Raw genomic sequence first — 14,218 nt, 5'->3', positions numbered from 1 at the left:
GAATCTCAAAATGAATAAAAATAACTCAGCGACAACTACATTTACACGTTATGGTTCAACTATTGGAACATTTATCATTGTAATCAGTTTCCATATCTTGATTTATTTAGACCATCCCGTCCGTTTTTTACAAAGCTTAATCACACCCAGTGTGGTTATTCCTATGCTTTGCTTAATGTTAATTGCGATTGTAGTCGGCTATGTTGTTGGCTACATTCCTGCCTATATTACTGGTGAGTTATTTTTACATATATTCAAAGATAAGTTAGTAAATGCAAATCTATATCAAACCATCGCTTACGGTTGTTTTACTAGTTTATTATGGGCACCTCTTTTATTGCTACTTTCACAATTTGCTCACGACTGGTTCCTGACTTTTTTATATCTACAATTTGTTTTCATCCTGCCAATTACTACTATTTGTGCCGTTATTGAATGGAAAAAATCAAAATAATTTTAATACCTTTAATCGAATAAACTCTATCAAACTAAATACAGGCTGTACCTTTCTTTCAGCCCAAGCGGAACTACAAACAATAAAATATTCTGAGATTATAATGTTTCTTCGATAATGATTATTCCCTTTTAAAGAATATATATCCATGCTAAAAAGTAGACAATTCAACCAAATTTGAGAATATTTATAAATGAAAAAAACAGCCCTCCTCCTTTCTATCTCATTCTTGAGCTGCTTCCCTTTACTCAGCCACGCAGAAACAAGCAAAACTCTGCCAATCATTGAACAACAAAAACAGGTTGCGGGCTACTATCAACACCAAGTCGGTGATGTACAAATTACCGCCCTGCTCGATGGCACTAACTTTATGTCACCAAGCTTGTTTAAAGATATTTCACCACAACAAGTGCAGCAAATCTTAAAGAAATACTATGCCGATCAGGATAAAGGCGTACAGACCTCCATCAATGCTTTCCTCGTTAATACAGGAAAATCATTGGTTTTAGTGGATAGCGGTGCAGCCAGTTGTTTTGGTGCACATTTAGGCTCGATTCTAAAAAATCTAGAAGCTTCAGGCTATAAACCTGAACAGGTCGATACCATTTTACTCACGCACTTACACCCTGATCATGTGTGTGGCATTAGCAAAGATGGTGTTGCCAACTTCCCCAACGCAACTGTGTACGTTTCCAGTGATGAAGCCAGTTATTGGTTAGATCCAAAACAGGCTGCCAAGCTTCCTAAAGACAAACAAGCGGGTTATGAAGGAACCGTAAAGCACATTAAACAGGCCATTGCCCCATACCAAGCCAAACAACGCTTTAAGACCTATAAACTCGGTGATGAGATTCAAGGTTTTAAAGTTATTAACACGGTGGGACATACGCCTGGTCACTTTAGCTATGAATTAAAAAGCAAAGGCGAAAGCGTGGTGTTTATTGGGGATATCGTGCACTCACATACCGTACAATTTGATCAACCCGAAACTGCGATTGAATACGATATTGACCCGAAAAAAGCCGTCGCTACACGCTTAAAACAGTTTGCTGATTTCGCCAAGAATGGACAAACCATTGCCGCACCACATTTACCTTTCCCGGGGATTGGGCATATTTATTCAGCAGATGGTAAGAGCTATCAATGGATTCCTGTGCATTTTAAAGATTAAGTTAGATACGTTGGTTCTAAGCAATAAAAAAGCGACCGATTGGGTCGCTTTTTTCTGCTGCATTATTTCATACCAAAAATCAGCTTTAGTCCAAGCAAGGTCATCACACCGCCTGCGATGCGATCAAACAGCGATTTAGATTTTAAATAAACTTTGCGTGGGCCTTCTGCTGACAATGCCACCGCAACCAGCGAATACCAACCTGCATCAATAAAGAAGCACAGCATCGGCAACACCACATAGTAATAACTTGGTATTTCTTTCGGTAATAAGGCGGTAAAAATACTGGCAAGAATAATCGCAATCTTCGGATTACTGAGTTGAGTAATCAGCCCTAAACGAAAGGCTTGTGCATAGCTCATGCGATTCACAGTGCCATTCACCGCTTCCATTGGTTCTTTGGCGTGTTTGATAATTTTATACGCCAGCCAAAGTAAGTACAGACCACCAAATATTTTTAGCGCGATATAAGCAGATGGCACTGCCAATAAAATTGCCTGTAACCCCATCACCGCAAGCAAACCAAATAAAGCTGCGCCCGTGCCTGTTCCCAAGGCGGTAAACAGTCCATGCTTACGTGAAATCGCAATTGAGTTTTTGGCGACATAAATAAATGTAGGACCGGGGCTAATCGCACCCAACATTAACGCCAAAGCAATTGAGCCTAAAATCAATAACGATTCCAAGTGAAACCTCTAGATTAGAATAATTTTCAAATATTAATTTTACTGAAAAAGCAGAGCTAGAAGATATAAAAATTTTGACTAATCTCAGCAATTTTTATGAGCTTTAAGCAATAGAAGCTGATTAGAAGGTCATTAGCTAGAGCAAAGACTCAATTTACAATGAATATCAAACACTTAAAAATAACATATTCATCTCCCTCATGGATCGAGTATCCGATTTTTCTATAAAACTAATTTTATGATCAAAATTTGTCATCCATTTTAGTGTAACTTTCATTTATTTTTAGTTTTTTAAATCCCATAATAAATTTATGGAATTAAATTCATTTTCATCAATAACGATAACCGAGGCACATTAGATGCAAACTAAAAAATTGAAAAATTTAGACCCTTCACAATCACATCTGTGGATTATTGGCGGTGGTATTGCTGGTATGGCGGCGGCAGCCTTTGCCATTCGTGACGCCAAAGTACCTGCCCAAAACATTCATATTTTAGAAGAACTTGAGGTCTCAGGCGGTTCAATGGATGGTGGACATAACCCACTCAATCCCAATCATGCATGGGTGACTCGAGGCGGAAGAATGCTAACAGATGAAACCTACCTCTGCACATGGGATCTATTCTCCAGCATCCCCTCACTGGAAGATCCAAACATTTCTGTCCGTGAAGAATGCCGCGAATTTAATGACAAGATTAAAACCCATGCCCAAGCCCGTTTAATCGATGCAGAGCATGTTATTGCAGAAGCTGAAAAACTCGGCCTATCCACCTTGAATCGTGCGCAGATGCTGCGCCTGTTGGCGCTTAAAGAAGAACGGATTGGCAGTCGTCGTATTGATGAATTTTTTGATGATGCATTTTTCCAAAGCAATTTTTGGCGGATGTGGCGCACCACTTTTGCCTTCCAGAAATGGCATAGTGCAGCTGAATTACGTCGCTATTTCTTACGCTTTATTCAAGAATTACCCCGTATCCATACCTTGGCGGGCGTTAAGCGCACCAAGTACAATCAATATGATTCGATGATTTATCCCTTGCAACGTTGGTTAGTCGAACAAGGTGTGGATGTCCGTTTTGGTAACTATGTTACCGACGCTGATTTTGTTGAAGATGCACAGACTAAAGAACGTAAGGCAAGCAAGCTTTATCTCAACCTTCCAGAAGGTACTGAGCAGATTATCTTAGGTGAACATGATCTTGCATTATTTACCCTAGGTTCAATCACAGCGGATTCACGATATGGTGGTCAAAATGATGTGCCTGCCTTAATTCGTGATCGACAGGATCATGGCTGGCGCTTATGGGAGACCCTTGCACAAAAAGCACCTGATTTTGGTCGTCCAATGACGTTCTATGGCAATATCGATGAGCATAAATGGAAGTCTTTTACCCTGACCCTGCATGATGATGTGCTGCTTAAACGCATCATTGATTACACAGGTAATGAACCGGGAACGGGTGCACTCATGACATGGTTTGAGTCGGGCTGGCATTTATCAATTGTAGTTCCAGCACAACCGCATTTTGCAGATTTACCTGAAGGTAAATTCACGTTGTGGGGCTATGGTTTCGAAATTGATCACATGGGTGACTACATCAAAAAACCAATGAGTGAAGCCACAGGTCAAGAAATTTTGATTGAGTTGATTCATCAATTGGGGTTCGACGATATTCTAGAGCATGTACTGGCACATAGTGATATTACGACTGTGATGATGCCTTATGCCTCTGCCCTGTTTGCCTGTCGTAAAGCGGGTGATCGCCCCCTATTGATTCCAGAGAATGCCGCGAATTTTGCCTTCTTGGGTCAATTCATCGAACTGGAGGATGATGTGGTGTTTACCGTGGAATATTCTATTCGTGGCGCCATGCTCGCCATTTATCAATTCTTCGGTGTGGATCGTGAAGTTCCTGAAATCTATAACGGTCTGCTCGACCCTAAAGTGGGTTTAAAAGCCTTAGAAACCGTATTTCATTAAATGCCTCTGAAATGATAAAAATGAAGTAGGTCTCGGTGATCTACTTCAACTGCTCTCATCAAGCAAGAACCAAATACAATACTTCACTGGTGAATGAACCATCGGTCTGAATTTGATAATACTGTTGGGTTTGATCCGATGCCTTTTTCTGTAGGTTACGAATAGTCTGAATCGCATATTCAGGGGTTTGCATCCGCTCCGTCCAACTGCCAAAGTCTAAATCCAAATATTGCTTTTCAACAGTCTCGACCCTAAAAACTGCAGATTCAGCAAAGTGCATCCATTCCTGCAAACTATAATTGCGTACATGACTTGGATCACGAATCGTTTCAATAGTCTGGAAAAAGGTATCCATCACTGGATTTGAGTGCCCTAAAATATCGACAATAATCACCCTGCCTTGCGGTGCCAATACACGGCGAATTTCTGCCATCGCCTGCGCCACGTTGTGCCAATGATGTGCTGAATAGCGAGTAATCACACAATCAAAGCATTGATCGGCAAAAGCTAAGGACTCTGCTGCGCCTTGCTGAGCACTCACATTGTTCAAGCCTTTTTGCTTCGCCTGCTGCGCAACCATCTCTACCATCGACGGCGTTAGATCATAAGCAATCACTTCATCAGTAAATGGGGCGATCTGGTAGCTCACATGTCCACCACCACAACCTAAGTCCAACACGGTCTTCAATTGATGTGACTGAATCAAGTGCTGCATTTTTGCAAACTCAACACCTTGCGCATGCACTGTGCTATTTAAATAGGCTTGGGATTTATCTTGATACTGTTGTTGATTGACTTGATGCTGGGTATTCATATTTTTATCCTTGCGATGTCGGTCTATATTTAAAATAGCCAACATAAATCAAAAATAAAAATGATCATTTTTATTTAAATTAATAAAAATAAGTTATTAATCATAAGCCAATCAAGCTGGCTGCGACATTGATCGCAACAGCCAAAATCACGGTATTGAAAATAAAGGCCAAAACACAATGAAAAATATTGAGATGCCTGAGCTCTGAGCTGGTAATCGAGACATCAGCCGTCTGCGCAGATGTTCCAATGATATAGCTGAAATAAATAAAATCGAGATAATCAGGTTGATCGGTTTTAGGAAAATCTAAACCTGCGTCTTGCTGACGACTTTTGGCAAGGTAGTAATCATGGGCATAATGGATCGCAAATAAGGTATGCAGTAATAGCCAAGTAGAAAAAATCGTCCCGATGGTGAGTAAAATCAAGGCACTTTTTAAAATCGGCTGATCTTTAGGCACATGTCCCAATTGCACCACAATTGAGATAAAACAGATCACTATCGCAATCAGCACCACGATCAAGATCATCCACTTGCCTTCATCCTGTTGCTTGGCGCGTTGTAAAATATGGGTTGCATCCAGATGCCACATCATTTTCAAGGTTAGAAATAAGTACAGCCAAATGGCAATATTCCACCCCAGCTGTAAGCAAGTCGCCCAATGCCATTGAGTGAATAGATGTAAAGCCCCATAAATCAAAAGCCCTAAAGAAAATGTCGCAGACAAATAAGGCCGATATTTTATTCCTCTAACTAAACGATGTATCAGTCCTTGCATTTTTCACCTGTTTGTATTTTTTATGAATGAGCAATTTAGCCTTATTTTTTAACACTGTATCGTCTTATAAAAATAGCTTATTACTGCGATTTTACCGAAATTAAACAAAATAAAGATTCTGTAGATATTTACTTCGGACAAAAATGTCCGTTTAATTCACCTTAAATCTCCCAAGAAATTTTAGCCATGGCAAAACGTCAGCAATTGGCAGCGCATAATCGTGATGAACTCCTTAACGCCGCCGAAGAAATCTTCCGTAAGCAAGGGGTTTATGTACCGTTACAAGCGATTATTGATCATGCTGGCGTGGGACGTGCAACGTTTTATCGTAACTTTAGCGATCGTAAAGCGCTGATGACTGCACTGCTTGAACGTGCAATTGAACGTTTAGAACAACGCACGCTTGCCTTACAAGACTTTGATGATGGTTTTATTCGTTTAATCGAAGGTCATATTGAACAGTTACCACATCTGGTGGTACTGATTGATTACTGGCGCATTATTGATCGGCAAGACCCAATCATGCTAAACATCTATCAGCGACGTGATAAAGCATTACAACCACTGATTGATCGCGCCATACAACACAAATTATGTCGACCAGATTTAACACCGCAAGATTTTGCCATGATTACGGCGATTCTAGGTTCGTCATTTCAAGGACATCATGCTTCGGATCAGGTTCGCTTAGCCAAACGGGCAATAGAATTATTATTAAATGGCATAAAAGTTTAGTTCGAGGAATAACATGGATAAAAGCCCTCGCTATCTTGAAACACCTCCAGATTGGTCTGCTGATGAGCGCCCAACCTTACCCGGCTCGCCTGCTGCAATTGCACATGCTCGACCAAAACGCTTTGCCTACTTTTTTATTGGCCTGTTTATTTGTATTGCAGCCAGTTTAAGTAATGGTTTTATCGTTGCCAATTTACCGATTTTCCAAGGCGAATATGGCTTAACGCCCTCACAAGCAGCATGGCTCCCTGCTGCCTATGTGATGGCCAATGTCAGTTCTAACCTGATTTTGTTTAAAGCACGGCAACAATATGGTTTACGCCTATTTTCAGAAATTGGTCTGTTAGCTTTTATCGCTGTATTGGTATTACATATCTTTGTCAAAACCTATGAGATGGCCCTTTTTGTCCGTTTTATTGCAGGTTTGGCAGCTGCACCGTTAAGCTCCTTAGGCATGTATTACACCATGCAAGCGTTTGGCAAAGCCGATATGGCCAAAGGGATTTATCTAGCCTTTGGATTTCAGCAACTCGGTCTGCCTTTGGCTTGGATTATTTCCCCTTTTCTGCTCAGCGCCAATCAATGGGACGTGATTTATACCTTTGAATTGGGTTTGGCGATTTGCTGTTTTGCTATGGTCGTTGCATTAAAACTGCCACGTAGCTTGCGCTTGGAAGTGTTCGAGAAACAGGATTTCTTTACCTTTGCACTGCTCGCCCCTGGCTTTGCCTGCCTGTGTATTGTATTGACCCAAGGTCCGATTTTGTGGTGGTTTGATAGTCCATGGTTGGCCTATACCTTAATTGTCGGTTTTTGCTTGATTGTATTGGGATTAAGCTACGAACATTATCGTAGCAATCCACTGATTATGACCCGTTGGTTAGCGGCGGGAGATTTACTCAGTTTTGTGGTGAGCGCCTTTGCCTTACGCTTACTCATGTCAGAGCAAAGCTATGCTGCTGTGAATTTTCTTAAAACCATGGGCATGGGACCAGATCAATTCGTGCCGCTGTATGTGGTGATCTTCTGTGGCACGATTGCGGGTTCGGTGTTTAGTGCGCTGACCTTTCATCGTGAAAGGCTGATTCTGAATTTATTCCTTGCTGAAATCCTGATTTTAATTGCCTGTGCACTGGATTATCACCTCACCAGTGATGTGCGCCCAGCCAATTTCTATCGTAGTCAATTCTTAGTCAGCTTCGCTGGTGGTGTGTTTATTGGTCCACTGCTACTCATGGGATTTATGCGTACCTTACAACGCGGTCCTCAATATGTAGTGACCTTTATTGTGCTGTTTTCTGCGACTCAAAATTTTGGTGGTCTGGTCGGCTCATCCTTTTTCAACACCTACCAACAACGTCATACCTATGACTATAAAGTCGAAATCAACAGTAATCTTGATCCGACAGATCCAATTGTGGCACAGCGTCTACAAACTTATCAGCATAGTGCCGTGGTCAATAGCAATGACCCTGTTATACAAAATAATCAAGCTTTGCAAAACCTGAATAAAGTGGTGACTCGTGAAGCACAGGTACGTGCTTACAACGATGTGATCGTATTGAACGGTATTTTTGCTGTGGTGCTCTTAGTTTGGGGATTATTCAAATATGTACGCAACAAGTACAAAGCCCGAAGAAGCCTGCAAGCAACCAGTTAATCCTTATTGTATTTGATTGAGAAAACATTATGTCTGAACAAGATAAACCCGAAAATAATTCAGCTCCAGACAACGAGCAAAAAGAAACATCCGAAGCTGTAAAAGCACCAGAAGCTGTCGTGCAAATGCCACCACCGCCTCCTCCACCCACCAGTAAGCTCATCAAAACCAAAAGCTCAACACTTTGGTGGATGCTATTGGTGCTGTTGGTTGGAATCACCATTATTTTATGGGCATGGCGCATTGGCCCCTTTCATACAGCGGTTGAACAAACAGACAATAGTTATGTGAAAGGTAAAACCACCATCCTGTCATCACAGATCAATGGTTATATCAAAGATGTGTTGGTTAAAGATTTTGATCAAGTCAAACAAGGTCAGGTATTGATGCATATCGATGCAACCACATATGATCAAAAAGTGACGCAAGCAGTTTCTGGTGTAGAGCAGGCAGAAAATAGTCTTGCCAATCAGACTCAAGCCATTGCGCAACGTCAGGCCGATGTCACAGCAGCCCAAGCCAAACTTGATCAGATCAAAGCACAATATGATCTATCTGTGGCACAGTTAAAACGCTATCAGCAACTTGGCGATAGCGGCGCCGCTTCAAAATCTGAACAAGATAAAGCAGCAGCCGATGCACAGAATAATCATGCTTTACTGAAACAAGCTGAAGCCAATATCTTAGTCGCGCAAGAAGCTTTGAAAACAGCTCAGGTAGCACAATCAGGTTTAAAAGCACAGGTGAATAGCGCGCAAGCTCAACTTGATCAAGCCAATACCACCAAGGATTACAGTACCATTGTTGCACCACTGGATGGTCAGTTGGGTGAAGTCAACCCACGTGTCGGCCAATACGTTGCGGCAGGAACACAATTGCTTTATCTGATTCCAAAACAAACGTGGGTGATCGCCAACTTTAAGGAAACTCAAATTGCCAATATGAAAATTGGACAACAAGCCTATTTCACCGTCGATGCCATGAATCACCAAAAATTTACTGGACATGTTGAGCAGATTTCCCCAGCGGCAGGCTCTGAATTTAGTGTGCTCAAACCTGATAATGCAACAGGCAACTTCACCAAAGTGGTACAACGCATTTCAGTACGTATTGCGATAGATCCAAATCAAAAAGGCATCGAAAACTTGCGTCCTGGAATGTCTGTGATTACCTCCGTGGATACCGACTCTTAAGACAAGACTGACATTCTCAATCAAATACATTTACAATGTGATCAAATCCATTTCCCTTGTTCGAAAATGTTTGATCACATTGCTTTTCCCACACCCAATCAAACATTACAACTTCCCTATTCAGTTCAACTGAGCATTAAGCGTCTGGACCTGATTCATCCTCATATTTCAGGTAATAAATTTTATAAGTTGAAATACAACCTCCTTGCAGCACAACAACAAGGTTTGTCCCAAGTACTGACATTTGGGGGTGCATTCTCAAATCATATCGCTGCAACCGCCTATGCCGCGCAGCGCTTTGGCTTTCAAAGTATTGGTATCATTCGTGGAGAAGAACTTGGCTCACAAGACTTAAATCCTACACTGCAAACTGCACACGATTTTGGCATGCAATTGCATTTTGTCAGCCGAGCCGAGTACCGACTGCGTTATGAAGCTGACTATTTACAACAACTACAACAGCGATATCCGCAAGCCTTTATTGTTCCAGAAGGTGGCAGCAATGCACTTGCACTACAAGGAACACAGGAAATTTTAAGCGAAGATGATCGGGAAAATTATGATGTGATTTGTTGTGCGGTTGGAACAGGTGGAACCATTGCAGGACTGATTAAAAGTAGTTCAGATCAACAACAGATTTTAGGGTTTTCTGCATTGAAGGGAGACTTTTTAAAGCAAGATATTCAACAATGGACAGATAAACGCAACTGGTCTTTAACCGATACCTATTGCTGTGGTGGCTACGCTAAAACCAATCCAGAACTACTACAATTTATGCGGTATTTTGAACAGCAATATGCAATTCCATTAGAACAGGTATATACCGCTAAAATGATGATGGGGCTATTCGACTTAATTCAAAACCAGCATTTTCCTGAAAATACCCGTATTTTGGCAATTCATACAGGTGGACTACAAGGCCGCTTAAAATAAAAAGTCACTCTCAAGTGACTTTCGATCCAATTAAACGGGATGATTAAAACCAACCATCACCAATTGCCTTATTGTCCATAAACAGCACTAGGCCTTTGACGATGCGATAAATAAACCAAATCGATATCGCAAATAGAATAGGAATACCAATCAATACAAAGGACAAAATAAAACCAATGATCGCGGTAATGAAAGTGACCCAGAAAGTTTTGATTTGCCACTCAAAATGGCTGGCCAACCATGTCCCTTGTACCTCATCACGTTTCATATAATTCATAATAATGGCAGCGATACTGGTCAAGCCGACAAAAATACTGACTGCATACAATACATAGATGATCAAAGTATATTGGCGTAACTGATCTTGCCTTTCTGGCGGTGTATTCTCTAAAAATATCTTATCGTTCATTATTCTAATCCCCTCTATAGAGACCAAATTTATAACATGCTTTGATTTTAAAAGTATATTTTTTAATCAAACAATCAACATACTCAAAAGGCTTTAAATCTTTTATAATTGCCCGCTTTTCCTCTCTCGAGTATTTCTCCCATGGTTCATCAAGTTGATGTTGTTGTTTTAGGTGCAGGTGCATCGGGCTTGATGTTGGCTGCAGAAGCAGGCAAACGTGGGCGCTCAGTTGTAGTCTTGGAGAAAGCCAATAAAGTTGGTAAAAAGATTTTAATGTCAGGTGGTGGTAAATGTAACTTTACCAATTTGGATGTCGAGCCTGCTAATTATCTTTCTGAAAATCCACATTTCGTCATTTCAGCCCTCACCCGCTATACCAATTGGGATTTTATTGGTTTGGTCTGTGAATACGGTATTGAATATGAAGAACGTAAACATGGTCAATTGTTCACACTGAAAGGATCTAAAGAAATTCTGGAACTTTTGCTCTCAGAATGTGACAAAGCCAAACGGGTGCAGATTCAAACCCATTGTGAAGTTCAACAGGTTAAAGCTCAAGGGGACTCAAGTTTTATTATTGAAACCAGTCAAGGGACTTATCACTGTGAATCTGTAGTAGTAGCAACAGGTGGACTCTCTATTCCAACCCTCGGCGGTTCAGGCTTTGGTTATGAACTTGCACAACAGTTTGGACATCATGTTTATCCAACCCGTGCAGGTCTGGTTCCATTCACCTTCTCCGATCATTTTAAAGAAGTGACTACACGTTTAAGCGGCAATGCCTTAGATGCAACCTTGGTCAATGATCGTCATCAATTTACTGAAGCTTTGTTGTTTACCCATCGTGGTCTCAGTGGTCCAAGTTCGTTACAACTTTCCAACTACTGGCACATTGGAGAAAGCTTCAAGATTGATTTCTTCCCAAGCCAAGATTTCAATCAATTCTTTAAAGATAAGAAAAAATCACAGCCTAAAGTTCTGCTACGCACTTTAATCAGTGAATTTACCGCCAAAAGTATCGTACTGGAGTTACAACAACTGATTTGGGCTGAGCAAAGCGAAACAGCCATTGGTAACCTCAGTGATGCACAGCTCGAGCATATAGCAGCACAATTGCATGCATTTACGGTAAAACCATCAGGTACTGAGGGTTATCGTACTGCTGAGGTAACATTGGGTGGTGTAGATACCAGTGAAGTTTCTTCCAAAACTATGGAAAGCAAAAAACAGAAAGGTTTATATTTTATCGGTGAAGTGCTGGATGTTACTGGCCACTTAGGCGGCTATAACTTCCAATGGGCATGGTCTTCTGCACAGGCAGCAGCTCAATTTGTCTGATATGACCTTATCAATTACAGCACTTCGGACTTTTTCAATTCAGTCTGTTTCAGTTTTGGTGGTCTGAAGAGTTAGCAGCTTCTGAAGTTGCGATTTGCTGTGTATTTTCAATGGGTCTCTCTTTAGAAGAGTTTGATTTAGCAACAACGAACTTATAAGCACTCGCTAAAAATCCAACAGTAATACCTGCAATAATAATCGGTGCGAATACTCGATTTGGCCTCTTCATTTCATTCTCCTATAGATTTTTTATTTAGAGACTATTGATACTTTAGCTATAAATGAATTGCTTTTGAGGTCAAATTTGTTATTTAAACCCTCTAACCTTACTCAAAATGTCCAATCACAATCCAAAACAGAGGCCAATAGCGCTGATACAAACAAAACGACCACCCTGCTTAGAGTGGTCGAATTGATCAGAAAAATCAAAGATTATTTTTACTATTCATCCGAATAAGGCCGTGTTGGTGGCGTTGGATTCGTCGGAGTATCAGATGACGTTGGTGTCGGGCTCACAGGAACTACTGGCTTAACCTCATCCTTATGCAACGGATTTGGTTTATTGCCTTCAGTTTTTGCTTTATCTAGCAAATCACTAAGTAAACGCTCTGCGGGTTGACGTCCACCTAAACCAAATGCCAAGGCAAAAGCCACAGCGACTGAGCCTAGTGTTAAACCAAAAGCCAAGTTCACAATGGAATCAGCGATACCCATGGCTTTTAGACCCATCGCAATCACTAAGCCCATAATGAGAATACGAACCAGATTGCCTAACCAACGTGAGCTGTTATATTCACCACGTTGTACGATATTGGCAACTACATTAGCCAACCAGAAGCCAATCACTAGAATCACAGCACCAAGTAAGATGCTTGCACCAAACTGGATAAACATTGCGATCAGTACACTGACCTGCTCTAAGCCAAGTCGATTGGCAGCCTCTGAAACCGCAAATAGCATGGTAAAGAAAACGATTAAACAACCGATTACGTCAGAAACACGGGTTTGTCCAAGGAAACGTTGTAAATCAAGCTTCATTGGAATTTCATCTACGCCAGCGCCCGAAATCAACTCAGCCACTAAACGTCCCACAAAACGCGATACAATATAAGCCACTATTAGAATCAAGCCAGCAGCAATGATTTGTGGAATTGCATACATGATTTGATTGAGCATTGCGGTTGCTGGTTGAGAAATCGCTTGGATACCCAAGGCTTCAAAGGCCACAATTAAAGTCGTAATAATAATAATGGCAAATACAAATGAACCTAAGAACTTAGCTACATTTGAGTTTTTAAATAAGCCGACTTTTTCAGCTTGTGCCTGTAAGCCCAAACTATTACTTAACCCTTCAACAATACCTCTTACAATTTTCGCTAAAACATAGCCCACGAAAATGATCACACCCGTAATAAACAGGTTAGGTAGATAAGCAATTGCCTCATTCACCATGTTTTGCACAGGAATTAAAAGCCCTGTTAAACCTAGAATTGATAAGACAATAGGCAAGAACAGTAATAGTACTAACCAATAGAAAATCTCACCAATATTGGTGCTGAGAGAACTCACACCAACTTCACCACTCAGCTTCTCGTCGAGTTCAGTTTTAGACAATACATTGGTCAGCCCTGCACGAACTAAACGCGCGATAATCCAACCAATGAATCCAACAGCGACTGCTGCCAGCAAGTTAGGTATATAAGCCAGCACTCGGCCAACCATATTGCTAAATGGATCGCTAACACCACTGATATTTAGAACATTAAGAGCGCCTACGACAGCAAGAATCATCACAAACCAGAACACCAGTTTGGAGACTAGATTTTCAATATTTGGAGTACGGCCTGTTGCAGAAGACAATTTATGATTGGTATCAAGCTTTTGCAGTAATTTTTTAACACCTGCCGCAATCACTAAAGCAACAATCCACCCTACAAGTAGGATGACAACTGCAGCAAAAATAGGATGAAACTGATCCCAATAATACATTGCATCAAATCCTCCACGATTGGAGGGGTCACTAAAAAAATCATTCATGTTGTTATCCTTATATTGTGTTTTTAAA

General features: G+C 41.0%; 14 protein-coding genes. 8 read left to right on the top strand and 6 right to left on the bottom strand.

The features are described 5' to 3' along the window. Positions 1-10 precede the first annotated feature (10 nt). Positions 11-454 carry a hypothetical protein gene (locus F3J02_RS04605; protein WP_167247935.1) on the top strand — a complete coding sequence of 148 codons (444 nt, stop codon included), beginning with the start codon at positions 11-13 and terminating at the stop codon, positions 452-454. A gap of 193 nt (positions 455-647) precedes the next feature. After that, positions 648-1,625: an MBL fold metallo-hydrolase gene (locus F3J02_RS04600; protein ID WP_167247934.1), complete on the top strand. Its 978-nt coding sequence runs from the start codon at positions 648-650 to the stop codon at positions 1,623-1,625. A gap of 62 nt (positions 1,626-1,687) precedes the next feature. On the opposite strand, the gene F3J02_RS04595 is transcribed toward F3J02_RS04600, so the two are convergent. Then, positions 1,688-2,269, bottom strand: coding sequence for a LysE family translocator (locus F3J02_RS04595; RefSeq protein WP_171526043.1), 582 nt, complete (start codon positions 2,267-2,269; stop codon positions 1,688-1,690). Between the two features lie 401 nt (positions 2,270-2,670). On the opposite strand from F3J02_RS04595, the gene F3J02_RS04590 reads away from it, so the two are divergent. Further along, a complete protein-coding gene (locus tag F3J02_RS04590; protein WP_167247933.1) occupies positions 2,671-4,293 on the top strand; it encodes an oleate hydratase in 1,623 nt (540 codons plus the stop codon). 58 nt (positions 4,294-4,351) lie between these two features. Here F3J02_RS04590 and F3J02_RS04585 read toward each other — a convergent pair whose 3' ends face one another. Continuing rightward, on the bottom strand, positions 4,352-5,107 hold the full coding sequence (locus F3J02_RS04585) for a class I SAM-dependent methyltransferase (RefSeq protein WP_167247932.1): 756 nt from the start codon (positions 5,105-5,107) through the stop codon (positions 4,352-4,354). Between the two features lie 100 nt (positions 5,108-5,207). Then, positions 5,208-5,885 (bottom strand): DUF1345 domain-containing protein, encoded by a 678-nt coding sequence (locus tag F3J02_RS04580; RefSeq protein WP_167247931.1) that lies wholly within the window; start codon positions 5,883-5,885, stop codon positions 5,208-5,210. A gap of 186 nt (positions 5,886-6,071) precedes the next feature. On the opposite strand from F3J02_RS04580, the gene F3J02_RS04575 reads away from it, so the two are divergent. The 4 genes from F3J02_RS04575 to F3J02_RS04560 all read left to right on the top strand — a co-directional run bounded on the left by F3J02_RS04575 (position 6,072) and on the right by F3J02_RS04560 (position 10,406). Continuing rightward, the gene (locus F3J02_RS04575) at positions 6,072-6,620 is read left to right on the top strand and encodes a TetR/AcrR family transcriptional regulator (protein ID WP_167247930.1); all 549 of its coding nucleotides are present in this window, start codon (positions 6,072-6,074) and stop codon (positions 6,618-6,620) included. Positions 6,621-6,633: 13 nt separating this feature from the next. Continuing rightward, positions 6,634-8,280 (top strand): MFS transporter, encoded by a 1,647-nt coding sequence (locus F3J02_RS04570; RefSeq protein ID WP_167247929.1) that lies wholly within the window; start codon positions 6,634-6,636, stop codon positions 8,278-8,280. 125 nt (positions 8,281-8,405) lie between these two features. Beyond that, positions 8,406-9,473: an HlyD family secretion protein gene (locus tag F3J02_RS04565; RefSeq protein WP_228284336.1), complete on the top strand. Its 1,068-nt coding sequence runs from the start codon at positions 8,406-8,408 to the stop codon at positions 9,471-9,473. A 66-nt stretch (positions 9,474-9,539) separates the two neighbouring features. Further along, positions 9,540-10,406: a 1-aminocyclopropane-1-carboxylate deaminase/D-cysteine desulfhydrase gene (locus F3J02_RS04560; protein ID WP_167247928.1), complete on the top strand. Its 867-nt coding sequence runs from the start codon at positions 9,540-9,542 to the stop codon at positions 10,404-10,406. Positions 10,407-10,449: 43 nt separating this feature from the next. Here the strand turns inward: F3J02_RS04560 and F3J02_RS04555 are convergent, their stop codons facing one another. After that, on the bottom strand, positions 10,450-10,815 hold the full coding sequence (locus F3J02_RS04555; RefSeq protein WP_167247927.1) for a DUF4870 family protein: 366 nt from the start codon (positions 10,813-10,815) through the stop codon (positions 10,450-10,452). Between the two features lie 141 nt (positions 10,816-10,956). On the opposite strand from F3J02_RS04555, the gene F3J02_RS04550 reads away from it, so the two are divergent. Further along, on the top strand, positions 10,957-12,153 hold the full coding sequence (locus tag F3J02_RS04550) for an NAD(P)/FAD-dependent oxidoreductase (protein WP_167247926.1): 1,197 nt from the start codon (positions 10,957-10,959) through the stop codon (positions 12,151-12,153). Between the two features lie 49 nt (positions 12,154-12,202). On the opposite strand, the gene F3J02_RS04545 is transcribed toward F3J02_RS04550, so the two are convergent. Beyond that, complete coding sequence (locus tag F3J02_RS04545) at positions 12,203-12,382, bottom strand: hypothetical protein (protein WP_004804800.1); 180 nt, start codon at positions 12,380-12,382, stop codon at positions 12,203-12,205. Between the two features lie 212 nt (positions 12,383-12,594). Beyond that, positions 12,595-14,190, bottom strand: coding sequence for a mechanosensitive ion channel (locus F3J02_RS04540; RefSeq protein ID WP_167247925.1), 1,596 nt, complete (start codon positions 14,188-14,190; stop codon positions 12,595-12,597). Positions 14,191-14,218 lie beyond the last annotated feature (28 nt).

The organism is Acinetobacter sp. Tr-809, from assembly GCF_011753255.1.
GTDB lineage: Bacteria > Pseudomonadota > Gammaproteobacteria > Pseudomonadales > Moraxellaceae > Acinetobacter.
This window is presented reverse-complemented; position numbering and strand designations above follow the sequence as displayed.